At 37.3% G+C, this 23672-nt stretch carries 24 protein-coding genes; 15 read left to right on the top strand and 9 right to left on the bottom strand.

What is annotated here, in order from left to right:
- Window positions 1-11 precede the first annotated feature (11 nt).
- On the bottom strand, window positions 12-1289 hold the full coding sequence (locus tag ACKWCD_RS18865) for a UDP-N-acetylmuramoyl-tripeptide--D-alanyl-D-alanine ligase (RefSeq protein WP_413985523.1): 1278 nt from the start codon (window positions 1287-1289) through the stop codon (window positions 12-14).
- A gap of 66 nt (window positions 1290-1355) precedes the next feature.
- The gene (gene gldJ, locus ACKWCD_RS18860; RefSeq protein WP_413985522.1) at window positions 1356-3023 is read right to left on the bottom strand and encodes a gliding motility lipoprotein GldJ; all 1668 of its coding nucleotides are present in this window, start codon (window positions 3021-3023) and stop codon (window positions 1356-1358) included.
- 447 nt (window positions 3024-3470) lie between these two features.
- Between gldJ and porV the strand changes: the two genes are divergently transcribed.
- The 7 genes from porV (at window position 3471) to ACKWCD_RS18825 (ending at window position 10111) form a co-directional block, all read left to right on the top strand.
- Window positions 3471-4622: a type IX secretion system outer membrane channel protein PorV gene (gene porV, locus ACKWCD_RS18855; RefSeq protein WP_413985521.1), complete on the top strand. Its 1152-nt coding sequence runs from the start codon at window positions 3471-3473 to the stop codon at window positions 4620-4622.
- An 84-nt stretch (window positions 4623-4706) separates the two neighbouring features.
- Window positions 4707-5192, top strand: a complete 486-nt coding sequence (gene cdd, locus ACKWCD_RS18850; protein WP_413985520.1) for a cytidine deaminase — start codon at window positions 4707-4709, stop codon at window positions 5190-5192.
- A gap of 151 nt (window positions 5193-5343) precedes the next feature.
- Window positions 5344-6339 carry a pyruvate dehydrogenase (acetyl-transferring) E1 component subunit alpha gene (pdhA, locus tag ACKWCD_RS18845; protein WP_138659167.1) on the top strand — a complete coding sequence of 332 codons (996 nt, stop codon included), beginning with the start codon at window positions 5344-5346 and terminating at the stop codon, window positions 6337-6339.
- Between the two features lie 7 nt (window positions 6340-6346).
- On the top strand, window positions 6347-7993 hold the full coding sequence (locus ACKWCD_RS18840) for a pyruvate dehydrogenase complex dihydrolipoamide acetyltransferase (RefSeq protein WP_413985519.1): 1647 nt from the start codon (window positions 6347-6349) through the stop codon (window positions 7991-7993).
- An 83-nt stretch (window positions 7994-8076) separates the two neighbouring features.
- The gene (locus ACKWCD_RS18835) at window positions 8077-9138 is read left to right on the top strand and encodes a M28 family metallopeptidase (protein WP_413985518.1); all 1062 of its coding nucleotides are present in this window, start codon (window positions 8077-8079) and stop codon (window positions 9136-9138) included.
- Window positions 9139-9816 carry an SDR family NAD(P)-dependent oxidoreductase gene (locus tag ACKWCD_RS18830; RefSeq protein WP_413985517.1) on the top strand — a complete coding sequence of 226 codons (678 nt, stop codon included), beginning with the start codon at window positions 9139-9141 and terminating at the stop codon, window positions 9814-9816. It abuts the gene before it with no gap.
- Window positions 9817-9820: 4 nt separating this feature from the next.
- Entirely contained in the window at window positions 9821-10111 is a 291-nt protein-coding gene (locus ACKWCD_RS18825) for a hypothetical protein (protein WP_413985516.1), read from the top strand.
- A gap of 1 nt (window position 10112) precedes the next feature.
- On the opposite strand, the gene ACKWCD_RS18820 is transcribed toward ACKWCD_RS18825, so the two are convergent.
- Window positions 10113-10739 carry a peptidylprolyl isomerase gene (locus ACKWCD_RS18820; protein WP_413985515.1) on the bottom strand — a complete coding sequence of 209 codons (627 nt, stop codon included), beginning with the start codon at window positions 10737-10739 and terminating at the stop codon, window positions 10113-10115.
- A gap of 87 nt (window positions 10740-10826) precedes the next feature.
- On the opposite strand from ACKWCD_RS18820, the gene ACKWCD_RS18815 reads away from it, so the two are divergent.
- The 4 genes from ACKWCD_RS18815 to ACKWCD_RS18800 are packed head-to-tail and all read left to right on the top strand — an operon-like array spanning window position 10827 to window position 14669.
- Complete coding sequence (locus tag ACKWCD_RS18815) at window positions 10827-11477, top strand: HAD family hydrolase (protein ID WP_413985514.1); 651 nt, start codon at window positions 10827-10829, stop codon at window positions 11475-11477.
- Between the two features lie 22 nt (window positions 11478-11499).
- Entirely contained in the window at window positions 11500-12102 is a 603-nt protein-coding gene (locus ACKWCD_RS18810; protein WP_413985513.1) for a SprT-like domain-containing protein, read from the top strand.
- A gap of 15 nt (window positions 12103-12117) precedes the next feature.
- Window positions 12118-13197, top strand: a complete 1080-nt coding sequence (locus ACKWCD_RS18805; protein WP_413985512.1) for a mannose-1-phosphate guanylyltransferase — start codon at window positions 12118-12120, stop codon at window positions 13195-13197.
- Between the two features lie 2 nt (window positions 13198-13199).
- Window positions 13200-14669 (top strand): DUF389 domain-containing protein, encoded by a 1470-nt coding sequence (locus tag ACKWCD_RS18800; RefSeq protein WP_413985511.1) that lies wholly within the window; start codon window positions 13200-13202, stop codon window positions 14667-14669.
- On the opposite strand, the gene ACKWCD_RS18795 is transcribed toward ACKWCD_RS18800, so the two are convergent.
- The gene (locus ACKWCD_RS18795; RefSeq protein ID WP_413985510.1) at window positions 14666-15433 is read right to left on the bottom strand and encodes an ABC transporter ATP-binding protein; all 768 of its coding nucleotides are present in this window, start codon (window positions 15431-15433) and stop codon (window positions 14666-14668) included. The genes ACKWCD_RS18800 and ACKWCD_RS18795 overlap by 4 nt on opposite strands.
- The gene (locus ACKWCD_RS18790; protein WP_413985509.1) at window positions 15433-16170 is read right to left on the bottom strand and encodes an MlaE family ABC transporter permease; all 738 of its coding nucleotides are present in this window, start codon (window positions 16168-16170) and stop codon (window positions 15433-15435) included. Before ACKWCD_RS18790 ends, ACKWCD_RS18795 begins: the two co-directional genes overlap by 1 nt.
- Window positions 16171-16282: 112 nt before the next feature.
- Between ACKWCD_RS18790 and pafA the strand changes: the two genes are divergently transcribed.
- Together pafA and murI are read left to right on the top strand one after the other, a co-directional pair.
- Entirely contained in the window at window positions 16283-17953 is a 1671-nt protein-coding gene (pafA, locus tag ACKWCD_RS18785) for an alkaline phosphatase PafA (RefSeq protein WP_413985508.1), read from the top strand.
- A 10-nt stretch (window positions 17954-17963) separates the two neighbouring features.
- Window positions 17964-18752, top strand: coding sequence for a glutamate racemase (gene murI / locus ACKWCD_RS18780; protein ID WP_413985507.1), 789 nt, complete (start codon window positions 17964-17966; stop codon window positions 18750-18752).
- Between the two features lie 15 nt (window positions 18753-18767).
- On the opposite strand, the gene ACKWCD_RS18775 is transcribed toward murI, so the two are convergent.
- The gene (locus ACKWCD_RS18775; RefSeq protein ID WP_413985506.1) at window positions 18768-19262 is read right to left on the bottom strand and encodes a dihydrofolate reductase; all 495 of its coding nucleotides are present in this window, start codon (window positions 19260-19262) and stop codon (window positions 18768-18770) included.
- Window positions 19263-19385: 123 nt separating this feature from the next.
- Here ACKWCD_RS18775 and ACKWCD_RS18770 point away from each other — a divergent pair, with 123 nt between their 5' ends.
- A complete protein-coding gene (locus ACKWCD_RS18770) occupies window positions 19386-20468 on the top strand; it encodes an aminotransferase class V-fold PLP-dependent enzyme (protein WP_413985505.1) in 1083 nt (360 codons plus the stop codon).
- A gap of 238 nt (window positions 20469-20706) precedes the next feature.
- Window positions 20707-21006, top strand: a complete 300-nt coding sequence (locus ACKWCD_RS18765; protein ID WP_413985504.1) for an isoamylase early set domain-containing protein — start codon at window positions 20707-20709, stop codon at window positions 21004-21006.
- A 67-nt stretch (window positions 21007-21073) separates the two neighbouring features.
- On the opposite strand, the gene ACKWCD_RS18760 is transcribed toward ACKWCD_RS18765, so the two are convergent.
- From ACKWCD_RS18760 to egtB, 3 genes are all read right to left on the bottom strand, one after another.
- Window positions 21074-21355, bottom strand: coding sequence for a DUF427 domain-containing protein (locus tag ACKWCD_RS18760; RefSeq protein ID WP_413985503.1), 282 nt, complete (start codon window positions 21353-21355; stop codon window positions 21074-21076).
- A gap of 66 nt (window positions 21356-21421) precedes the next feature.
- A complete protein-coding gene (egtD, locus tag ACKWCD_RS18755) occupies window positions 21422-22393 on the bottom strand; it encodes an L-histidine N(alpha)-methyltransferase (protein WP_413985502.1) in 972 nt (323 codons plus the stop codon).
- A 48-nt stretch (window positions 22394-22441) separates the two neighbouring features.
- Window positions 22442-23602 (bottom strand): ergothioneine biosynthesis protein EgtB, encoded by a 1161-nt coding sequence (gene egtB / locus ACKWCD_RS18750; protein WP_413985501.1) that lies wholly within the window; start codon window positions 23600-23602, stop codon window positions 22442-22444.
- Window positions 23603-23672: the final 70 nt, after the last annotated feature.

The following is a 23672-nucleotide window of genomic DNA, read 5'->3' as shown; positions in this document are numbered from 1 at the left end:
TGTAGAGGAATTTAGATGATATCTAACAGGCGCTCCAAAGCCATGCCGCGCGAACCTTTTATTAGCAAAGCTGCCTTTTCCTTTAAAGGATTATTTTTTAAATAATCAGCTACTGAATCAAAAGATTCAAATGTTTTCAAAGAAGTTTTAATGCCGTTAAAATTTTCACCGATCAAATACACATCATTTAGGTCATGTTCTGCCGCCAAGTCTGCAATGTTCTGATGTTCTATTTTAGCTGTTATACCAAGCTCAAACATATCACCTAAGAAAGCTATTTTGTTTTTGCCTTCCATGGTTTGAAAATTATCTAGGGCCGCTTTCATACTAGTCGGGTTGGCGTTATAGGCATCCAAAATAACGCTGTGTCCATTTTTGTTTAAAATTTGAGAGCGATTATTTGCAGGGGCATATGATTCGATAGCTTCCTTTACAGCTTCCAAAGGAACTCCAAAGTATTTGCCCATAAGAACAGCCGCTGCACAGTTGGTAAAATTATAACTTCCGATGAGTTGCGAATTGATGGTAAGATCTTCAATTTTAATTTGCACAAAAGGATTTGCCTCCAAAAATTCAATCCTATAAAATTCATGATTGTCTTTACTGAAACCAATTTTTTTTATGTGCCTTCCAAGCTTTTCCAATTGAATAGGATCATCTGCATTTAGAAAAACATTTTGGTTGTTGGATAAGAGATAATCATACAATTCACTTTTGCCTTTTATAACTCCTAGCTCACCACCGAAGCCTTCTAGGTGAGCCTTACCAAAATTTGTAATGTATCCAAAATCAGGTTGTGCAATTCCGCATAAAAATTCAATTTCTTTTTGGTGATTAGCGCCCATTTCTACAATTGCAATTTCAGTTTCGGGCTTTATGGATAGGAGCGTCAAGGGAACACCAATATGATTATTCAAATTACCAACGGTGGCGATAGTTTTATATTTTTTTGAAAGTACGCAATTGATTAATTCTTTGGTTGTGGTTTTGCCATTACTCCCCGTCAAGCTAATCACTTTTGCAGAACTTTCATTTCTGTGATGTTTCGCCAATTCTTGAAGTGTTTTTAGAACATCACCAACTAGTAAATAAGAATTAGAATCCGCATATTTTTTTTCATCGATTACTGCGTATTTCGCTCCTTTTTTTAGTGCATCAAAAGCAAACTTATTTCCATTGAAGTTATCACCTTTCAAAGCGAAGAAGATACAGTCTTTGGTTATTTTACGAGTGTCTGTACATACGTTTGGGAACTCTAAAAAAATGGAGTACAATTTGGCTATATTCATAAAACAAAAGTATAAAAAAAGCCCTGACATAAATATCAGGGCTTTCTATCTTTCTCCAGCAATTCCTTACTTTGCTTTTTTACCTCTTGGTGTTTTGTTCTTTGTTTTTGACTTAGAACCAACTCTTGACATGGCACATCTAAAACCAATATAATCTGTTGCCATATATTGCGGTAAGTATCTTCTTTGAGCGGGGTCTAACCAGTATGCTCTATCTCTCCATGAACCTCCCTTGAAAACACGAACCTCATCGTTTATCAAAGTTGTTCTGTTGTTAGACTGGTCATACTGACGTGTTATTTTTCCTGCCGAATCACGCTCAACTTTATGCTTAGGTGAATCGTACATTTTTCTTTGATTTTCCTCGTCTTCTTCATCACTGAATCTATCAAAGAATCTTGATGAACCTGGATCACCATCTCTATATGCTCTATTATCACTAGAGTCAAAATTAGTTCTTAAATAAGTTTCTTCTTCATCAACAGGAACCATCTTGATTTCACCAGGAAGGTTAACGGCTACCACCTTACCATTTGGCAACGTGTCATAAACAACTGAGTCTCTTAGGATATTTACTTTACCATCTTCACCAATTGCGGTTTTCATATAAATGTTACCTCTATAATAGTTGAAATCACTTACCTCATCATCAACAATAGGACGATATACATCAGATACCCATTCAGCTACGTTACCTGCCATATCGTACAGGCCTAAATCATTTGGCTTGTAAGACATAACTTCTGCTGTAATATCAGCACCATCATCAGACCATCCTGCGATTCCACCATAATCACCTTTTCCTTGCTTAAAGTTGGCTAACTGATCACCTCTACCGACACGTTGTCCGTTTCTGGTATAGTCACCTTCCCATGGATATTTTTTTCTACCTCTGTAGTTGTTATACTCACGTGTACCTTGATTCGCCTGAGCAGCATATTCCCATTCTGTTTCTGTTGGTAGTCTGTATTCAGGAGAGATAATTCCAGTACTTCTGTTTGCGAATGTGTTTACACTATCTTTTTTCTGCTTTCCTTGTAAAGAATCAATTTGACCATTATAAACAGATTCAGGTCTATTTAAATATGCTTCAGTACTAAAGGTGCCTTCAACTTCGCCTGATGCAGCTTTGTATTTTGCTTCTGAAGATAGGTAACCCTCTTTCTCTAATAATACTTCATTAACTCTATCAGTTCTCCATTCTGCAAACTGAGTAGCTTGAATCCAATTAACACCAACTACAGGGTATTCAGCATAGGCTGGATGACGCAAATAGTTATTTGTCATAGTTTCGTTAAAGCCTAAACGGTTTCTCCAAACTAAAGTATCAGGTAAAGCACCTTTATAGATATTTGTGTATTTCGGATTTTCTGGAGGATAAACGCTCTTCAAGTAATCTAAATATTCAAGATACATAACATTCGTAACCTCTGTCTCATCCATATAAAAGGATTGAACATGCTGCGAAGTTGGAGTATTGTTCCAATCATGCATTACATCATCTTGTACTTTACCTTTAGTAAAAGTACCACCTTCTACAAACACAAGACCTGGAGCAGTTTCTTGCTCCTTGAAATCGGTGTTAAATTGGAAACCACCTTCTTTGTCATTAATTTTCCAACCTGTAGCTCTTGAAACGCTTTTTGAAGAGGAAGATTTTTTGCAGCTGGTTACTGTAAAACCTCCCGCTATTACTGCGAAAGAAAGTACAACTTTGATAAACTTTTTTTTCATAATTAGGACTTGAGATTCAAATAAGTAAACTGCTATTACAAGTAGTTTTTGATTTGGGTTTTGATTAAATTAAGTATCACTTTCGCCATTTAAAACGACGATTTAGACATAATATTTCATTGCTTTAATTTTTTTTTCAAAAGCTATGACACCACCTTCAGTTAAAAAGATAGTTATGGAAATTACATAACGGTAAAAATTCTCCATTAGTATGGTTCGTCTTCCGTTTTATTTTGCTGTTAAGGATTATGGCTTAAAGGCGACTAAGGGTATTTATTAGGTATTTAGGTTCCTCAATTTTGTTTTATTCGTTTTAAAAATCAGTAAAAATAATGGGGTTCTTACATAAGATATCTTTAAAATGCCCGTTTACGTGTCATACGACCTATTTATTCATAACAATTGGTTCTGTAAAAAAAATACCAATTAAACCTATTCTTGAAAGAAATGAAGAAATTTTCAATACTTGTTTTACTTGCTTTTGTATGTAAATTATCAGCCCAAGATAATGATAGAGTTATTACAACAGCAGTTCCCTTTTTAACCATTGCAGCTGATGCCCGTTCTGCCGGTATGGGCGATGTTGGAGTAGCAACTTCAGCAGATGCTTTTTCGCAACAATGGAATCCCGCAAAATTTGCTTTTGCCGAGAGAAAGATGGGCATAGGGGTTAGTTACACTCCTTATTTAGAAAGTATAATTACTGATATTTCTTTGTTAAACGCTACTTTTCACAATAAGATAGATGATAATAGTGCGTTTGGAATAGGTCTACGTTATTTTACCTTAGGTGAAATCGAATTGAGACAATTTGCTAATGACCCAGGCACAACGGCTAAACCAAACGAATTAGCTTTAGATGCGTCATACGCTCTAAAGTTGAGTCCAACGTTTTCAATGTCTGTAGGCGGACGTTTTATCCGTTCTAATTTAAGACTTCCGCAAGGTGATAACAATGTGGATTCTCAAGCGGCGAGTTCATTTGCTGTTGACGTTTCCGGATACTATAGATCTAGAGAGAAAGCCTACAACAGTTTTGATGGTCGATGGAGAGCTGGATTCAATTTTTCTAACCTTGGAGGAAAAATTCAATATGATGAAGGAGGTCAAGAGAATTTCTTACCAACTAATTTGGCTGCAGGTTTTGGCTTCGATTTTATTCTAGACCAAGATAACGTTATTGGTTTAACTACACAGTTCAATAAGCTTCTAGTACCAACACCTCAAGATTTTAACGGTGATGGGGTTTTAGATAGAGCAGATAATGATGAGTATCAGTCAATCGGATTTTTCGAAGGTATCGGGAAGTCTTTCGGCGATGCGCCTGATGGCTTTGGTGAAGAGTTAAAAGAGTTTACTTGGGCACTTGGTGCTGAGTATACCTATCAAGATTCCTTTATGATTCGTACGGGGTACTTCAATGAAAGTGAAGAGAAAGGTTCACGTAAATACGCCACTTTAGGTGCTGGTTTTGCGTTCAAATCTGCACAGATTGATTTGTCGTATTTGTTCTCCACTTCACAAGTTAGAAACCCTCTGGAAAATACATTGCGCTTTTCACTTACCTTTAATTTAGGTGAAGAGTATTTCAATGACTAAAAGAATAATTGATAACGTATTTAATAAAACCTGCTTTCGAGTGGGTTTTGTTATTTTTTGCATTTAGTTGTCTAAATTCGAACAATGGAAAAGAAAAACATCGCTTTCGAACTTGAGATTTATGAGTCAATCGATGAGCTTCATGAGGTTGACCTAAAGTTGATGATAGCGGCGGTTGAAGCGCGAAAAAATGCTTACGCCCCTTATTCTAATTTTCAGGTTGGAGCGGCTTTACTTTTAGAAAATGGAGAAGTGGTTATCGGTAACAATCAAGAGAATGCATCCTATCCATCAGGATTATGTGCAGAGCGGGTTGCCATCTTTCAAGCAGGCGCCAAGTATCCAAATGTTATAATTAAATCGATTGCGATATCTGCAACCTCAAAAAACTATGAAGTCGATAAACCAGCTGCCCCTTGTGGTAATTGTCGTCAGTCAATATCCGAATACGAAGTGAAGCAAAAACAACCCATTCAACTACTAATGATGGGTGCTGTTGGCGAAGTGTTGAAATGTAATTCTATTGGCGATATTCTTCCACTTGCTTTTACCAATTCCTTCTTGCAATAAAGTCAAAAATCGTATCGAAATCTACAATTTCGTAAACCTTTGTTACAGACGTAATTTTCAATAAAGCTTTTTCTTCAATTTTTTCCCACTATTGATTTAATATGTATTTTTGTTTTTCGTTTTCACCGAAATTCTACAAATACAATAGTTAATGGAAAAAATCACCAAAGAGGTCTACTTAAAGTGGTACGAAGACATGTTGTTTTGGCGAAAGTTTGAAGATAAACTTGCGGCAGTATACATTCAACAAAAAGTTAGAGGGTTCTTACACTTATATAATGGTCAGGAAGCAGTTTTGGCGGGAGCTTTACATGCGATGGACTTGACTAAAGACCGAATGATTACGGCTTATAGAAATCATGTGCAGCCAATAGGTATGGGAGTTGACCCAAAAGCTGTAATGGCTGAATTATATGGTAAGGTAACTGGAACCTCAAAAGGAATGGGAGGCTCTATGCATATCTTTTCAAAAGAACATCGTTTTCACGGTGGCCATGGTATTGTCGGTGGTCAAATTCCATTAGGTGCTGGAATGGCGTTTGGAGATAAATATGCAGGTAGAGATAATGTTACTCTTTGTTATATGGGTGATGGTGCTGTGCGGCAAGGTGCTTTTCACGAAGCCTTAAACCTTGCGATGCTTTGGCAATTGCCAGTAGTTTTTATTTGTGAGAATAACGGCTACGCGATGGGAACATCCGTAGAGCGGACTTCGTATTCAACTGATATCTGGAAATTAGGTCTAGGTTATGAAATGCCTTGTGGACCTGTAGACGGAATGAACCCTGTCACCGTTGCTGAAGAAATGAGCAAAGCAATTGAGCGAGCTCGAAGTGGTGGCGGTCCAACTTTTCTAGAAATGAAAACCTACCGTTATAGAGGTCACTCTATGTCAGATGCACAACATTATAGAACCAAAGCAGAAGTTGAAGAATACAAGAAAATTGACCCAATAACACAGGTTTTGGATATCATCAAAGAGAATGAGTATGCTACGGAAGATGAAATCAAAGCGATTGACAAAGGGGTGAAAGCAAGAGTTGCCGAGTGTGAGAAATTCGCTGAGGAATCAGATTATCCGCCAGTACAACAATTATACGATATGGTATACGAGCAAGAAGATTTTCCATTTGTAGAACATAAATAAGAGATAGATGGCGATAGTAGTAAATATGCCCCGTTTAAGTGATACCATGGAAGAAGGCACTGTTGCCGCTTGGTTGAAAAATGTGGGAGACAAAGTAGAAGAGGGAGATATTTTAGCTGAAATCGAAACGGATAAGGCTACTATGGAATTCGAATCCTTTAACGAAGGAACCTTATTACATATTGGTGTTGCCGAAGGTGATACTGCTCCAGTGGATGTATTATTGGCAATTATCGGTGAAGAAGGAGAAGATATCTCAGGATTATTAAATGGAAGTGCTGCTCCCGTAGAAGTAAAGGAAGAGCATGCTGCCCAAACGGAAGCGGTTTCAGAAGTCACTCCAGCTGCAAGTTCAGAGCCTACTGAAATTCCAGAAGGTGTTGAGGTGATTACCATGCCTCGCTTAAGTGATACCATGGAAGAAGGTACTGTTGCCGCTTGGTTGAAAAAAGTAGGTGATACTGTTGAAGAAGGAGATATTCTTGCTGAAATTGAAACTGACAAGGCGACGATGGAGTTTGAGTCTTTTTACTCGGGTACTCTATTGTACATAGGTATTCAAGAAGGAGAATCTTCTCCTGTAGATGAGGTTTTAGCCGTAATTGGTCCTGCTGGAACTGATGTTGATGCAGTTTTAAAGGGAGGTGCTTCTGGTGCTGCTACAAGTGCTCCATCCGAAGAAAAGAAAACAGGAAAACCGACTGAGACGAAAACGGAAGCTCCAGCAGCGACCGTTTCTGCGAATGACGGACAGCGCATATTTGCTTCTCCATTAGCTAAGAAAATAGCAAAAGAAAAAGGGGTAAACCTAGCTGACGTAAAAGGTTCAGGTGACCACGGAAGAATTGTAAAGAAGGATATTGAGAATTATCAGCCCGCTGTGCAAACTGCAACTCCGGTTGCCGCTACTCCAGAAGTATCTACTAGCAATGCTGTAGCTGCCTCACCAATCATAAACCTTCCTGTGGGTCAAGAAGGTACTGAGGAGGTGAAAAATTCTCAGATGCGTAAAGTGATTGCGAAACGACTTTCGGAATCTAAATTCACAGCACCACATTACTATCTGAATATCGAAGTTGATATGAGTGATGCTATCGCTTCTAGAAAGAAAATTAACAACCTACCAGAGACTAAGGTTTCCTTTAATGATATGGTAGTGAAGGCTTGTGCAATGGCGTTGAAAAAGCATCCGCAAGTAAATACAACTTGGGGCGACGCGGCAATGATTTATAACCAACACGTTCATATCGGTGTAGCAGTTGCGGTACCTGACGGATTGATGGTGCCTGTATTAAAGTTCGCTGACCAAATGTCATTGACACAAATAGGTGCGTCTGTTAAAGATTTGGCAGGCAAGGCCAGAAACAAAAAAATAGCTCCCACCGAAATGGAAGGAAGTACGTTTACAGTTTCTAACTTAGGTATGTTTGGTATTACCGATTTCACATCGATTATCAATCAGCCGAATTCAGCCATTTTATCTGTAGGAGCCATTGTTGAAAAACCGGTCGTTCGCAACGATGAAATCGTGGTTGGTAATACAATGAAAGTAACTTTGGCTTGTGACCACAGAACAGTAGATGGTGCAACTGGGGCTCAATTTTTATTAACACTCCGGTCATATCTAGAGAATCCTGTGACAATGTTAGCATAAGCTAGTTTATGGAAATAATAGTAAAAAGCATCCGTCATTTGGCGGATGCTTTTTTTATCTTTAAAATCTAAATAAAACACAAAATGAAAATAATACCGATTTTAATGATTTCCTTCTTCTTAGCAAACTGCGGCTCAACGAAGATGAAAGAAACGGATGCTTCAAATGTTCAAGCGGCTCCTGCAGCGGCTGAAGAAATTGTGAATGAGGCAGCACAGGCTGCTGATGCCCAAAAAGAGGAAATGTCTGCCGAAACAAAACTAATTGCTCCTGTTCCAGACTTTTCAAACGCTGAGGAAATTGGGGAAATCATGAATTTTCTAGCCTCTGATGAATTGCAAGGAAGAGATTCTGGTAGTGAAGGTATCGCCAAAGCGGCTGATTTCATCGAAGAGATATTTACTGCTAACGGAATCAAGCCGTATTTCGCAAATTTCAGAGATACGCTTTCAAACTTTAACCAACCGGCTTATAACATGGTGGGAATGCTCGAAGGCACCGACCCTGAGTTGAAAAAGGAATTTATCGTTTTAGGGGCGCACTATGACCATATCGGTAGAATACAAGCCAAAGATGGTGATGATATCGCGAATGGAGCAAACGACAATGCATCCGGTACGACTACAGTGTTAGAGTTAGCACGCTATTTTGGAAAAGTAAAAGCAAATAAGCGTAGCATACTATTTACGTTGTTTAGTGCTGAGGAGCAAGGTCTTCTAGGGTCTAAACATTTAGCCAAAAAACTAAAGGCTTCCGGACTCAATCTTTACGCCATGCTTAATTTCGAAATGGTTGGAGTTCCTTTGCAAGGCAAAGATTATTTGATGTATTTAACCGGATATAATCTATCAAATTTAGCTGAAATTAGTAATGCATATTCTGAACAAACCGTGGCTGGGTTTCTTCCCAAAGCGAAAGAATTCAATCTGTTCAATCGTTCTGATAATGCTCCTTTCCATGAGATTTATAATGTGCCTTCTCATACCTACAGCACATTTGATTTTACAAATTTTGACCATTACCACCAAGTAGGTGATGAAGCTGAAGTTATGGACTTTGGTCATATGGCGAATGTTGTGAATGTATTGATTCCTGTAATGGAAGGCATCATCAATTCCCCAGAACAAGAAATCAAATACAATTAAATGGCAAATATTATAATCACTGGTTCCAGCAGAGGTATTGGTTTTGAGCTTGCCAAACTTTTTGCAGATGAAGGGCATCAGGTTTTGGCTTTATCAAGAAATGACAAACCCATTTCCGATTTAAATCATAAGCATATTATTTCTTTTCCCTTTGACCTCTCTAAGGAATCAGATTTGGATAAATTGACGGACTTTCTTGACAGCTGGAAATCCGTGGATATTCTTATCAATAATGCGGGAAAACTATTAAATAAACCTTTTTTGGAAACTAGTGCTTCGGAATTTGAAGAAGTATACAAGGTAAATGTATTCGGAGTTTCAAGTGTCACTCAAGCCGTCTTACCAAAAATGCCTAGAGAAGGTCATGTAGTTACCATAAGTTCTATGGGAGGAGTACAAGGAAGTATGAAATTTCCCGGTCTTTCTGCATATAGCTCAAGTAAAGCTGCGGTAATAACATTAACTGAATTATGGGCAGAGGAGTTCAAAGAAACTGGTCCGTCTTTTAATGTACTGGCTTTAGGAGCCGTTCAGACTGAAATGCTTGAAGAAGCTTTCCCTGGGTATCAAGCGCCAACTACAGCTTTAGAAATGGCAGAGTATATAAAAAGGTTTGCCCTTACCGGAAATAAAATGTACAACGGAAAGTTGTTGCAAGTCTCAAGTAGTACACCATAGCAATATGAATCAGTTTCAAGAAGGACGACAATTTGTAAACCGCTGTACACCATGGCATCACTTGAAATGCGTTTATATTACAGGTATAGAGGTGTTTAAAGATGGTAAACAAGGAAAGGCCACACGTCATTGGTGGCGCATGTCGTATATCGGTAGGGCATGTGTTGACCAATACGGTAAATTCTTAGGAACTATTTACGAAGGGCTTTTTGCGGTGCCGCATTATATGGCCATGGGTATTGGAAATCTCGTTGGTCTATTCGCATACGTATTTAATAAGTCAAAAACTTATTAGTTTATTTCTCATTGATGAAATACACTTTTTGAATCACATCTAATTTTGGAAACTCTTCAAAATACTTTTTTCTATCGGTATATAATACATCTGTTTTTTGCGCCGAACTTCCACCGTAACCAGAATAAATTTCCGTAACTACATCCATCCCTTGAATTACTTTACCAAACGCCGGAAACCCTACCACATCATTATAATTCAGTGTGTCTAATCGTGAGTTGTCCTGTAGATTGATATACAAGTCAGTTGTTCTTGTTTCTTTACCGCCACGGGCAAAGCTTAAGGTACCTTTTTCGTTACCCAAAATTACTTTTTCATCAGGTATTTTAGACTTATTCCAAGCTTTGGTAGTGGTAGTATCACTATTACCAAATTGAGCAACAAACTCAGGAACAACTCTATAAAAAACACCGTTATCAAAATATTTGTACTTCACTAATTGATAGAAGCGGTCCGCTGCTTTGGGGCTCCATTTCCGCTTCACTTCGATATCAAAACTCCCTTTTGTGGTTTCAAAACGGGTAAAGTAAGATTCAGGTGCAATTTCTTTCGTCCATTTTGATTTGAATATAGCTGGGTTGCAACCAATCATTAAAGTTAGTAGTAAGGCAATGCTTAATTTTTTCATTTAGTATTCGGTAATTGACAATTAGTTTTCTAAAACTAAGAAGAGAATAGATATTCTCCTATTTTTATCATTAAATTAAAACGGACCATGAAACAATACAAATGCATAATCTTTGATTGTGATGGAGTTTTAGTAGATAGTGAAGTGCTCGGTAATCAAGTTCTGGTAGACTTGGCTAATGAATATGGAGCAAATATTAATCTCACATATGCACTAGAAAACTTTAAGGGAGGTTTTTTAAAAGACTGTATAAGACAAATTGAATCTATTGTTGGTACCACTATATTACCAAAAGATTTTGAGAGCGAATACCGCAAGCGCTCTTTTGAAGTTTTTAAAAATGATTTGCAACCGGTGAGTGGTGTCGAAGAAGTTTTGAAAGGATTGAATATTCCCTTTTGTGTTGCTTCTAGCGGTCCTCCAAAAAAAATAAGGTTGAACTTAAAGACTACCGAGTTGTTATCCTATTTTGATGAAAATATTTTTAGTTGCTACGATATTGGAAAGTGGAAACCCGACCCGGCCATTTTTCTTCACGCTGCCACGACAATGGGTTACACTCCAAAAGATTGTCTTGTTATTGAGGACACCCCTATTGGTGTAGAAGCTGCAAAGTCTGGTGGGTTTGATGTTTTTGGCTTTTCAGCTCATAATACAAACGAGAATTTTAAAAGTAAGGCAGACAAAATATTCTATTCAATGGATGAACTTTTACCAATGATTTCTGGGAATCGCTAAACTTGAACTACTTTTGTTTCCAATGGACAACATCCTAAAAAAATACTTGCCCGAAAGAGCCGTTTCATCCTGTTTGGAACTAATTCAGGACACACAAGTGCATTTAAAAATAGTAAATGAAAGAGTTACACGCCATGGAGATTACCGCAGACTGACTGATGGTAGGCATCAAATAACAGTTAATGCCACTTTGAACAAATACCGTTTTTTGATTACCCTAGTGCATGAAATTGCGCATTTGTTGGCTTTCGAGAAATACGGAAGACGCATCAAACCGCATGGCTTAGAATGGAAGCATACCTTTCAACATTTGATGCTTCCTTTTATTCGACCTGAGATTTTCCCTCCAAAACTATTGCCTTTGCTTGCAAGACATTTTAAAAACCCAAAGGCTAGTAGTAGTACTGATGCCCAATTGTCGGTAGCTTTGAAAAGTTATGATGAGGTGCAAAGCGATAAATCCTATGTTTTTGAATTACCTTTGGGAAGTGTTTTTCGTCTTTACAATGGCAAGTTATACAAGAAAGGAAATCGTCGCGTAAAGCGTTATGAATGTATTGAGGTAGCATCTGGAAAGGTTTACTTATTTCAACCCAATGCTGAAGTAGAACTTATTTCAAGTTGAATTAAATAGAAATGAATGAATAAGAATTATTATGCAGTTTTAATGGCTGGTGGTGTCGGATCTCGATTTTGGCCTATTAGCACATCGAGTTACCCCAAACAGTTTCACGATATGTTAGGAACAGGGGATACGCTTATTCAAAAGACATTCAAACGCTTGAATAAGTTTGTGCCAACAGAGAATATCTTAATCTTGACCAATGAACGCTACAATGACCTAGTTTTGGAACAATTGCCCCTCGTCAAACAAGAACAAGTAGTGTTGGAGCCGGCGATGCGTAATACGGCCCCATGTATTTTATATGCGGCAATGAAGATTAAAAAGATGAATCCTGATGGGGTGATGATTGTTGCGCCTAGTGATCATTGGATTGAAGATGAAGAGGCTTTTGCAAAAGATGTTACAACTTGCTTCGAAAAATGCGAAAAAGAAGAAGTGCTTTGTACTTTGGGAATCAAACCTTCCTTTCCTAATACGGGCTTTGGATATATAGAGTTTGAGAAAGACAGTGCCTCAGGACTCAAAAAAGTAAACCAATTTAGAGAAAAGCCAGATTATGAAACTGCAAAGGAATTCTTAGCGCAAGGTAATTTTCTATGGAATGCAGGTATCTTTATGTGGAGCGTAAAAACTATTGTAAGTGCATTCGAGAAGTATCAAAAGGTACAATACGATTTGTTTGATTCAGGAATGTCTTGCTATAACACGAATAAGGAATCCGCTTTTATTAAAGAGAACTATCCGAAGGCAGAAAACATTTCAATTGATTATGCTATTTTGGAAAATTCAAAGTCCATTTTTGTGCTTCCAGCTACTTTTGATTGGAATGACTTAGGAACTTGGGGTTCGCTCTATGATAAAATGAACGACGGTACGAATGTAAATGCAGTAGTGGGTGCACAAGTTCTTGCAGAAGATGCATCCGGAAATATGATCCGATCTCCCAAAGGCAAAGTCGTCGTCGTAGATGGATTAAATGATTATATTATTGTGGATAAGGAGGAAGTGCTTCTAATTTATCCCAAATCCAAAGAACAAGATATTAAACAAGTCCTGAATAAGGTAAAGGACACCTTTGGTGACGAATACGCATAAGCATGAGCGAAGATTTAAATCAAGACCAAGTTACCCCAACTGAAGAGCCTGTTGAAAGTAGGGAAGAAGTAAAAAAAGACTTTCAAGGCTTATTAGGAAGCACAAAAAAGTTTCTTTATGAACTGCTAGATATTCGACATAATACGGATAGAGAAGCGGCAAAAGAAGCTATTATTGCTGACATCCCTTTTAAGGGTCATACTTCCTGGATTTTAGTTTGCTCTATTTTTATTGCTTCTATTGGTTTGGCTACAAACTCTATTCCCGTGGTAATTGGTGCGATGTTAATTTCGCCTTTGATGGGTCCGATACTGGGTATTGGTATGTCTCTTGCTATCAATGATATTGATACATTGAGACGTTCTTTAAAGAATTTTGCAGTCATGATTGTACTCAGTGTCTTGACGGCGTTTTTATTTTTTCTTATGCCTTTTTTGCATGAAGAGACTTCTGAGCTAGTAGCACGAACAAAGCCAACTCTGCTTGATGTACTAATTGCATTTTTTGGGGGAATGGCACTAGTAATAGCTCGAACTAAAAAAGGAACTATTGCAAGTGTAATATTCGGAGTTGCTATTGCTACAGCTTTAATTCCACCTCTGTGTACTGTAGGTTTCGGATTAGCAATCGGCAATTGGGATTTTGCTTGGGGCGCCATGTACCTCTTTATTATTAATACAATTTTCATTGCACTGGCGACCTTCTTATTGATTAAGTTACTTCGATTTCCGATGGTGCGTTATGCGAATTCCCAACGAAGACGAAACATTGCAAGAATAGCATCAATAACAGCTTTATTGGTGATGATACCTGCGGGATGGACTTTTCGTCGTGTACTACAAGAAACGTTTTTTGAGAAACAAGCGAAAGAATTTATAGCAAAAGAAATTGATACCTATCAATTTGACGGACAAGTACGTTTTCTTGAGGATTTTACCGATATCGAATTCAATGATGGTGAGAATGCAACTATTGAGCTTGTATTTATGGGTAATGACGTAATACCCGATAATGTCATTACGAATTGGAACAGCAGAAAGAACGAATTCAATAGATTGGTAGATGCAGAACTGCAAGTCATTCAAGGTGCGAAAAATGAGGAAATCGACCAGTTAAAATATATTGATGAGCTCTATGAAAATCAAAAGAGCGAATTGCTAGGTAAGGATGAACAGATTAGAATTTTGGAGTCCGAATTGATACGATTAAGAAAGTATGCTTCTAGACAGATTCCTTTTCAAGAAATAAGCAGTGAAGCAAAGGCGAACTATGAAAACTTAGTTGAACTTGAATATGATAATGCAATTCTTACGGATTTCAAAAAAACAGATACGCTTACTATTTTTCAAGCAAAGTGGGAAAAGAAAGCTAAAAGAGCTCAAGTCCTTAAGGATACAAAAAAGCTGCACAATTGGCTTAAAATACGATTGAAAGATAGTACGATTCAATTAAAGGAAATTGTTCAGGATTAATTCCTTTCCTCAATATACATCTGTCTTACCTTCTTAAAAAGCTCTGAAGAATACACAAAATTGGTTACCGCTTCATTGTCGGTTTTAAAAATTTCGTGTTTGGTGCCCTCCCATTCTTTGAGTCCGTCTTTTAGGAAAAGTATTTTTTCGCCAATCTCCATTACAGAGTTCATATCATGGGTGTTGATGACGGTGGTAATATTATATTCCTCGGTAATCTCTTTGATAAGATTATCAATAACAATAGCAGTTCTAGGGTCTAACCCTGAATTGGGTTCATCACAGAATAGGTACTGCGGATTCATCACAATTGCTCTTGCAATAGCCACCCTTTTCTGCATACCACCGGAGATTTCTGATGGAAATTTATGATGTGCATCTACTAGGTTTACCCTATTCAAAACAATATTCACACGATCTTCCATTTCAGATTTGGCGAGTTTCGTAAACATTTCGAGAGGAAACATAACGTTGCCTGCTACAGTCAAGCCATCAAAAAGCGCGCTGCCTTGAAATACCATGCCCATATCTTCTTTAAGCGCACGTTGTTCTTGGCTTGAAAGTTCTGAAAAGTTTTGACCGTCATAACAGATTTTACCTTCAGTAGGCTCAAATAACCCTAACAAACATTTTAGGAAAACCGTTTTTCCTGAACCACTTTGTCCGATGATAAGATTCGTTTTTCCGGTATCAAAAGTGGTAGTTATTCCTTTTAAGATATGAGCATCATCGAAAGACTTGTGTACGTTTTCTACTTCAATCATCAGGTAAGTAATAGTTGGGTTAAAATATAATTCGTGATAATGATTACCACACTAGTCCAAACAAAAGAGGTTGTGCTTGCTTTTCCTACTTCTAGGGCTCCACCTTTCATATAAAACCCATGATAAGAAGGTATGGTTGCCAATAGAAATGCAAAGACAAAGGTCTTTATAAAGGAATAGGTAACATGAAACGGAATGAAATCTAAAGTAACCCCTTCTACAAAATCTGCGCTGGTGATGAAACCACCAAAAACTCCAGCGAACCATCCGCCAAAAATCCCAACGTACATGGCTACTGAAATGATAAATGGATATAGCATCATGGCTACAATTTTTGGAAAAACAAGATAATTTAAAGCATTTACCCCCATTACTTCGAGCGCATCAATCTGCTCTGTTACACGCATGGTACCAATACTAGAAGTGATGAATGACCCCACTTTTCCTGCCATAATCACGGAACAAAAAGTAGGAGCGAATTCTAGAATGATAGATTGACGTGTTGCAAAACCAATTAAATTTTTTGGAATTAAATCACTGGTCAAATTCATAGCAGTTTGGATAGAAACCACTGCTCCGATGAAAAAGGATATAAAGATGATAATACCTAAAGAGCCAAAGATGAGTTCATCAATTTCTTTAAGAATCAAATTTTTCATGATTCTCCATTTGGTAGGCTTTTTGAACAAATCGAAAATCATTATCGCATAGCCCCCAATATCACTTAAATACTTCATCAAAAGAAATTAGATATCTAGATGTAAAAATAAGAATAAAACATTCTGTTCGCCGAGATTTAGACTTTAAAAGGGTATTTTATTTACTTTTACGCAATCAATAAATAGCAAGATGCAAAAGAAAATTCAACTATTACTCGTAGTGTTAGGTTTCATAATTGTCGGAACACTAAATACCCACGGACAAAAGAAGCAAAAGGATAATGAAGCTGCTGATTTGAAGACTTCTCCTAAGCTAGTAGTAGGTATAGTTGTAGATCAAATGCGCTATGATTATCTCACCCGTTTCTGGAATCACTATGGCGAAGGTGGGTTTAAACGTTTGGTTAAAGATGGGTTCAATTGCAAGAACAATCATTTCAATTATGCGCCGACAAGTACTGGGCCAGGACATACTTCGGTGTACACCGGGTCGACCCCAGCAGCGCATGGCGTGATTGGTAATAATTGGTATGACAAGGATCAAGGTGAGAGTGTCTATTGTGCTTCTGATGATAACTATGCTTCTGTCGGTACTACTTCAGATGCAGGAAAGATGTCACCGCACCGAATGAATGTCACAACAATTACTGATGAGTTGCGATTGCATACACAGATGAGAGGAAAGACCATTGCGGTTGCCCTTAAAGATAGGGGAGCAGTCTTACCCGGAGGTCATACAGCAAATGCAGCCTATTGGTTTCAGGGTGCAGATGAAGGCAATTGGATTACAAGCTCATATTATATGAAACAACTTCCGAAATGGGTTAATGAATTCAATTCTTCTGATGCTGTTGAAAAGTATAAGATACCTTGGAATACAGCAAAACCCATCAATTCGTATATAGAAAGTGGAATCGATAATAATAGCTATGAAGGCTTATTCGAAACTGAAACAACACCAACCTTTCCGCATAGCACGCCAAATATCTTGAATAAGAAGAAAGATTTTGATATTCTAAAGTATACGCCCTACGGCAATACTATTACTACCAATTTTGCTCTTGCTGCCTTAGATGGCGAAAATTTAGGAATGGATTCTGAAACAGATTTTTTAGCAATAAGTTATTCAAGTACGGATTATATTGGGCATAAGTTCGGAGTAAATTCCAAAGAAATTCAAGATACTTATATTCGGTTAGATGCTGATTTACAACTTCTATTAAATACCTTGGATAGAAAGGTAGGAAAAGAAGAGTATATCATTTTTCTAACAGCAGACCATGGTGCCATAGATGTGCCAGCATATTTGAGTAGTCAAAAGATTCCCGCTGGTTATTTTGAGTACGATGAGATCAGCCCAAAGCTTGATGAGTTTCTAAAATATAAATTTGGAACTACCAACATCATAAAAAACTTTTCAAACTATCAGTTTTTCTTAGACCATAAGGTGATTAAGAACTTAGATATAGACCTTGCTCAGGCACAGGAAATCATTGCGAATGAATTGTTGAATTATAAGGGAATTGATAGAGCCTATACAGGGCGTCAAATGATACAGAATAATTATACAGATGGAATACCCTACATTCTCCAAAATGGATACAACCAAAAACGTTCAGGCGATGTTCTTATAGTTCTTAAGCCTGGGGTCATAAGTTACCCTAAAACCGGTTCTACACATGGTTCTCCCCAAATATATGATACACATGTTCCTTTATTGTTTTATGGAAAGGGTATTCCAAAAGGAAGTACTTCGGTACGCACGGAAATACCAGATATTGCCCCGACCATTTCATCACTTTTAGGGATTTCTTTTCCCAACGGAACTACAGGGAAGCCCATTACAGAAGTGTTGGACTAAGGTAATCTTCATGAGTAACAATCCTATAGGCATATTTGATTCGGGTGTTGGAGGAACTTCGATATGGAAGGAAATCAATGCACTACTTCCCTATGAGGATTCTATTTACTTGGCTGACAGTAAGAATGCTCCCTATGGCGAAAAGTCCGAAGAACATATTCTTCAGCTGAGTATCAAGAACACGGAGCTCCTACTTTCAAAGGGCTGTAAATTAATTGTAGTGGCATGCAATACCGCTACTACAAATGCCATAGCGCATTTGCGAAAGAACTATGAAGTTCCTTTTATAGGTATTGAGCCTGCGATAAAGCCGGCAGCGCTTAATTCGCAATCAAAAAAAGTTGGTGTTCTAGCTACAAAAGGAACACTATCAAGTAGTCTTTTTAATAGTACTTCAGAAATGCACGCCAGTGGAATAAAAGTATTAGAACAAGAAGGAACCGGACTTGTTCCGCTAATTGAGCAAGGAAAGGTTGAGAGCAAAGAGACAAAAGAACTTTTGGAAAAATTCTTAACTCCGATGCTAAATGCAGGTGTTGATTATTTGGTTTTGGGCTGTACGCATTACCCGTATCTGATTCCGGTTTTGGAGGAAATACTTCCGGAAAACATCAAAATTATCGATTCAGGAGAAGCAGTAGCACGACAAACAAAGTCCGTTTTGCGGAAAAATAGTTTGGGTAATTCCTCCAAAGAAAAAGGAAAGCATCAGTTTTTTACAAATACTAATGTTGCGGTATTAAAGAGTTTTTTAAAGGATGTTGATGAACATATTGTGGTAGAAAACATGGATTTTTAATTTGCCAACTGCCAACTACTTTCTTACATAGGTTAAATAGGTAAAATCATATTTGTGCTTTTCGTCACGTGGATGATACTCCTCTTCAATTAATTCCCAATCGTTCAAATCGATTTCCGGGAAAAACGTATCTGCCTCAAAGGCCCTGTGCACTCTGGTCAATTCAATTTTCGTTGCAAATTTTTCTGCTTGTCTGTAAATTTCACCACCTCCAATAATATAGGAAATCGCATCGTTTTCAACCAGTTTTAAGGCGGCTTCGATAGAATGAACTACAATGCAATCTTCAAAATCTACCCTATACTCTTTGTCTCGTGTAATGATGATATGGGTGCGTTTTGGTAAAGGCTTTGGAAAACTTTCAAAGGTTTTTCTTCCCATGATGATTTTATGACCTGTAGTCAGTTTTTTAAAACGTTTAAAATCGTCAGGAAGATGCCATAGCAAATCATTGTCTTTTCCTAAGGCATTGTTTTTCGAAGCTGCCGCTATTAGGGTAATGGTATTCACAGTGTTTAAGGTGTTTTGGTTTGTATTAGAGCAAAAAACAGACCAATTTGATTTGCTGGTAAGGCATCCTTTAATTGGCTAACTTTACTTCTCAAATATACCACAAAACACGATTGCTTTTCTATGGAAAAAATTCGCAGCCAATTTCCCATTCTAAAACAATATATCTATGCAAATACTCCGGTTTTTGGTCCCATGTATGAGGATTTAATGGATTGGAGACAAGAACGGGACCTTGATTTATTAATTCACGGTACAGAATTGCCACAAAAACGAGGGCCACTTCTCGAAAAGACACGCTCCAAAATCGCTGAGGTTTTTGCCTGTAAAAAAGAAAATGTTGCTTTGATTAATAACTTTTCTACGGGAATGAATTTTCTTTTAGAAGGTTTGGATTCTTCTTCGAAGGTATTGGTCTTAGACAAAGATTATGCATCAGTGAATTGGCCTTTTGAACGACGAGAATTTGAAATGCATTATGCGGTAATCGACGAAAATATAGAAGATACAATTGCTGAGATTATAGAAAAAGAACAAATAAATGTTTTAGCATTTGCCATGGTGCATTGGCAAAACGGAATAAAGATTGATTTGGAATTCATCAAGCAGTTAAAATCGAAATATCCTAATCTTCTTATTATTTCTGATGGAACCCAATTTATGGGAACGCAGGCTTTCAGTTTCCAGAATTCAGGAATCGATGTTTTAGCGACAAGTGGTTATAAGTGGTTGTTAGGGGGCTACGGTAATGGTTTTATGCTATTTAGTGAATATGCCAAAGAAAGAGTGGCTGTCAAATCAATTGGTGATAATACGGCCAGCGTTACCTTAAAAAGTGAAGGTGCCATTCCCTTTGCAAAATATTTTGAACCAGGTCATTTGTCCGGACACAGTTTTGGTAGTTTGCTCTTTTCACTAAACTTTCTTCAAAAAATTGGCTTTTCAGTAATTGGAAAACAAAATGAAATTTTGAGTAAGAAAGCCAAATCAGTTTTTGGTGCTATGAACTTGTTGGAAACCAAGGTGGTGAATCGAAAATCTTCTAGTACAATTTTTAATATCAAAGGAGATGACGTGCTTTTTCAACATCTTATGAATAACGGAGTTATGTGTGCCAAACGAGGTAGCGGAATTCGATTCGGATTCCATTTTTACAACACCGTGGAAGAGATTAATCAAATAGCCGAACTTATTGAAAAACGATAGGCTTCTTTATTCCAATTTATATGTAATTACACTTTAGATCTAATGTGAGAATCTTAAAAGTAGCACTACAGCATTTACTTACTTCAGAATTTAAACCTTCTTTTTTTATCAAGGAGGTGTTAATTGTTACCCAAATATTACGAAATTGATAAAACTGACTTTAATCATTGTAAATGAGCATTTTAATGCTTTAGATTTGCACTGAATTTAACCGTTTATTGATCTAAAATAAATTATCATGGGAATAGCAAAACAGTATTTAAAAACAAAGCCAGTATGTAAAGTAACTTTTACAGTACCAGCGGAAGAAGCAAAAAAGGTTGCAGTAGTTGGTGATTTCAACAACTGGAAAGCAAACAAAGCAAGCACTTTGAAAAAGTTGAAAAACGGAACTTTCAAAGGTACTTTTGATTTGCCAAAAGAGAATGCTTACGAGTTTAAGTATATAATTGATGGAAACTACGTAAACGAAGCAGAAGCTGATCGTTACCAATGGAACGATTACGCAGGTTCTGAAAATGCAGTTTTAGAATTATAGTCTGAACATTAAAAAAAATGAAGCCGGAATATGTAAATATTCCGGTTTTTTTCGTTCTAAAAAAGGACTATTTCTCCACAGTAACCCCTTTCCAAAAGGCGACTCTTCCTTTAATGCCTTTGGCGAGCTCACTTACTTCAGGGTAATACCATGCTGCATCAGTATTTTCTTTACCATCAACTATTAGAGAATAATAATGTGCTTGCCCTTTCCAAGGGCAAGTAGTGTGCGTTGATGAATCTTTAAAAAACTCTTTTTTAATACTGTCTGCTGGAAAGTAATGGTTGTTTTCTACAACAACGGTATCATCACTTTCTGCTATTACTGTGTTATTCCAAATTGCTTTCATAAATAAGTATTTTATTTTCATTCCCGCGCTTGTGCTGAACTCGTTTCAGTAAAGACGGAAATCTGGTTATGCTTTTTTAAATACGTAATTCTTATACTGATTTTTCGAATCGGTAAATTGGGTTTCTATTTGTAAGCCTGATTTTTCAGCTAGCCATTCCACCGTTTTGTCGTCATATTTTTGGGAAATTTCGGTATGAATAGTTTCCCAAGGTGCGAAATCAGCTATTAAATCTAGCTTTTCTATGGTAACGGATTGTTGCTCTTTGGAGACCAAATAGCTTTTAGCAGTTCCCGTTTCGGGGTTATATACTTCCCAATGCAGAAACTTATCCAAATCAAAGTTTCCACCCAACTCGGAATTTATTCTTGCTAAAATATTTTTATTAAAGGCCGCCGTAATTCCGGTTTGGTCATTATAAGCATCTAATATGGTTTGGGGATTTTTCTTTTGGTCGAATCCTACAAAAAACAAATCACCTTCACGCATCAGCTTTTGAACTTGCGTTAAAAATTCAATAGCCTGTGGATGCAAAAGATTCCCAATATTGGACCCTAGAAAAAGAATAACCTTTTTCGCTTCTGTTAGGGCTGCAATCTTTTCTAATGCTTCGAAGTAAGTGCCTTGTTGTGGCTTAACTGGTACTTCAGGAATTTCATTTTTAAGAGAATTTGACAATTGGTCTAAAACATTCTGACTGATATCGATGGGCAGATAATCGAAATCAACTTTATTGTCAATCAGATTTTGCAATAGAATTTTCGTTTTCATTCCGTCGCCAGCTCCGAGTTCAATGAGATTAAAGCTCTCGGAATCCTTCGCAAAAAGTTGAGTTATTTTCTCTGTTTGCGTTGAAAAGATATCAAACTCCGCATTAGTAAGATAATATTCAGGCATATTCATGATATCCTGAAAAAGCTTGTCTCCCTTTTCGTCGTAAAAGTATTTTGAGGAAAGATGTTTGGGGTAATCGGTGAGTCCTGTATGGACTTCTTCTTCAAATTGAGTTTCAAAAAGCGTTTCTGTTTGTTTTTGCATAAAAAGTATGTCGTTCTTTGGGGTAAAACTATACGTTAGGACATTGAATTATTTTACCAATCTTAAACCAGTGAATTGCCACCGCAGATTGGTTTGGAAAAAATTTCGATAGGTAGGTCTAGTATGTTTTATCGGTGTTGCTACTGAACCACCTCGAAGGACTTTCTGATTCACCATAAACTTACCATTGTATTCGCCTAAGGCACCATCGGCTTTTTTGTAGTTGTGATAGGGTAGGTAGGCGCTTTCCGTCCATTCCCAGCGTTTTCCCCATGGGAAGTATTGTTCCGCAGCTTCCCATTCGAATTCAGTAGGTAATCTGCAACCTTTCCATTGGGCAAAAGCAAATGCTTCGAAATAGGAAATGTGCGTTATAGGGGCATCTACATCTACTTTCTGTAATCCCTTGAGGGAATAATAATGCCATTCTCCGTCAATACTATACCAGTATAAAGGGGCTTCAATTTTGTTCGTTAAAACCCAATCCCATCCCTCAGCATGCCAGAGGTCAAATTTTTGGTATCCGCCTGCGGATATGAATTCGATATACTCTTGATTGGTAATTAGTTTATTGGATATTTCATAGGAATGTAAATAGACCTTGTGCCTTCCTAATTCATTGTCATAACAGAAGTCTTCTGAATTGTGTCCTATTTCATAGATACCTTCCTCTACGGAAACCCATTCTTGTTGATGCTCTTCTATGGGATGTTCTATAAAATCATTTGAGTATTCCGGAAGCAAGGGATTATTACCCAGAATATATTTGATATCTGTCAACAGTAATTCTTGATGCTGCTTTTCATGATGAATTCCGATTTCCAACAAATCAAGAAGTCCCTGATTTTGGTTTTTCGAAAACAATTCTTTCATTGCTGAAGTAACATAATGGCGATAATCATAAACTTTCTGAACAGAGGGTCTAGAGAGATTTCCGCGGTCAGAACGTACAACACGCTTTCCTACGGTTTCGTAGTAACTATTAAAAACAAAGGAAAAGTCTTCATCAAAAATTTGATAATCTTTTACATGTGCCTTGAGAATGAATTCCTCAAAAAACCAAGTGGTATGCCCTAAATGCCATTTGGGCGGAGAAACATCGACTACGGGTTGTACCACATAATCTTCAATTTCTAAGGGAGCACAAAGCTGTTCAGTGTATTTTCGAGTTTTCAGAAAGAAATCGAGTAGGGAATCGGTAAGAATCATAGCAAGTTTTTCTTACTATAAAGATACGGATTCTAAAAAAGAAGTAGTTCACGATTTTGAGACTTTAAAT

This window comes from Maribacter taeanensis (assembly GCF_047345145.1).
Classification (GTDB): domain Bacteria; phylum Bacteroidota; class Bacteroidia; order Flavobacteriales; family Flavobacteriaceae; genus Maribacter_C.
This window is presented reverse-complemented; position numbering and strand designations above follow the sequence as displayed.

Bases quoted from the DNA above. Each gene is read 5' to 3' on its own strand.
- ACKWCD_RS18805 (WP_413985512.1), top strand. From the start codon at position 12,118: ATGAATAAGAATTATTATGCAGTTTTAATGGCTGGTGGTGTCGGATCT.
- egtB (WP_413985501.1), bottom strand. From the start codon at position 23,602: ATGATTCTTACCGATTCCCTACTCGATTTCTTTCTGAAAACTCGAAAA.
- ACKWCD_RS18865 (WP_413985523.1), bottom strand. From the start codon at position 1,289: ATGAATATAGCCAAATTGTACTCCATTTTTTTAGAGTTCCCAAACGTA.
- ACKWCD_RS18760 (WP_413985503.1), bottom strand. From the start codon at position 21,355: ATGAAAGCAATTTGGAATAACACAGTAATAGCAGAAAGTGATGATACC.
- pafA (WP_413985508.1), top strand. From the start codon at position 16,283: ATGCAAAAGAAAATTCAACTATTACTCGTAGTGTTAGGTTTCATAATT.
- cdd (WP_413985520.1), top strand. From the start codon at position 4,707: ATGGAAAAGAAAAACATCGCTTTCGAACTTGAGATTTATGAGTCAATC.
- ACKWCD_RS18825 (WP_413985516.1), top strand. From the start codon at position 9,821: ATGAATCAGTTTCAAGAAGGACGACAATTTGTAAACCGCTGTACACCA.
- ACKWCD_RS18835 (WP_413985518.1), top strand. From the start codon at position 8,077: ATGAAAATAATACCGATTTTAATGATTTCCTTCTTCTTAGCAAACTGC.
- egtD (WP_413985502.1), bottom strand. From the start codon at position 22,393: ATGCAAAAACAAACAGAAACGCTTTTTGAAACTCAATTTGAAGAAGAA.
- ACKWCD_RS18770 (WP_413985505.1), top strand. From the start codon at position 19,386: ATGGAAAAAATTCGCAGCCAATTTCCCATTCTAAAACAATATATCTAT.
- ACKWCD_RS18840 (WP_413985519.1), top strand. From the start codon at position 6,347: ATGGCGATAGTAGTAAATATGCCCCGTTTAAGTGATACCATGGAAGAA.
- pdhA (WP_138659167.1), top strand. From the start codon at position 5,344: ATGGAAAAAATCACCAAAGAGGTCTACTTAAAGTGGTACGAAGACATG.
- gldJ (WP_413985522.1), bottom strand. From the start codon at position 3,023: ATGAAAAAAAAGTTTATCAAAGTTGTACTTTCTTTCGCAGTAATAGCG.
- ACKWCD_RS18820 (WP_413985515.1), bottom strand. From the start codon at position 10,739: ATGAAAAAATTAAGCATTGCCTTACTACTAACTTTAATGATTGGTTGC.
- ACKWCD_RS18830 (WP_413985517.1), top strand. From the start codon at position 9,139: ATGGCAAATATTATAATCACTGGTTCCAGCAGAGGTATTGGTTTTGAG.
- ACKWCD_RS18765 (WP_413985504.1), top strand. From the start codon at position 20,707: ATGGGAATAGCAAAACAGTATTTAAAAACAAAGCCAGTATGTAAAGTA.
- ACKWCD_RS18800 (WP_413985511.1), top strand. From the start codon at position 13,200: ATGAGCGAAGATTTAAATCAAGACCAAGTTACCCCAACTGAAGAGCCT.
- ACKWCD_RS18815 (WP_413985514.1), top strand. From the start codon at position 10,827: ATGAAACAATACAAATGCATAATCTTTGATTGTGATGGAGTTTTAGTA.
- porV (WP_413985521.1), top strand. From the start codon at position 3,471: ATGAAGAAATTTTCAATACTTGTTTTACTTGCTTTTGTATGTAAATTA.
- ACKWCD_RS18795 (WP_413985510.1), bottom strand. From the start codon at position 15,433: ATGATTGAAGTAGAAAACGTACACAAGTCTTTCGATGATGCTCATATC.
- ACKWCD_RS18810 (WP_413985513.1), top strand. From the start codon at position 11,500: ATGGACAACATCCTAAAAAAATACTTGCCCGAAAGAGCCGTTTCATCC.
- murI (WP_413985507.1), top strand. From the start codon at position 17,964: ATGAGTAACAATCCTATAGGCATATTTGATTCGGGTGTTGGAGGAACT.
- ACKWCD_RS18790 (WP_413985509.1), bottom strand. From the start codon at position 16,170: ATGAAGTATTTAAGTGATATTGGGGGCTATGCGATAATGATTTTCGAT.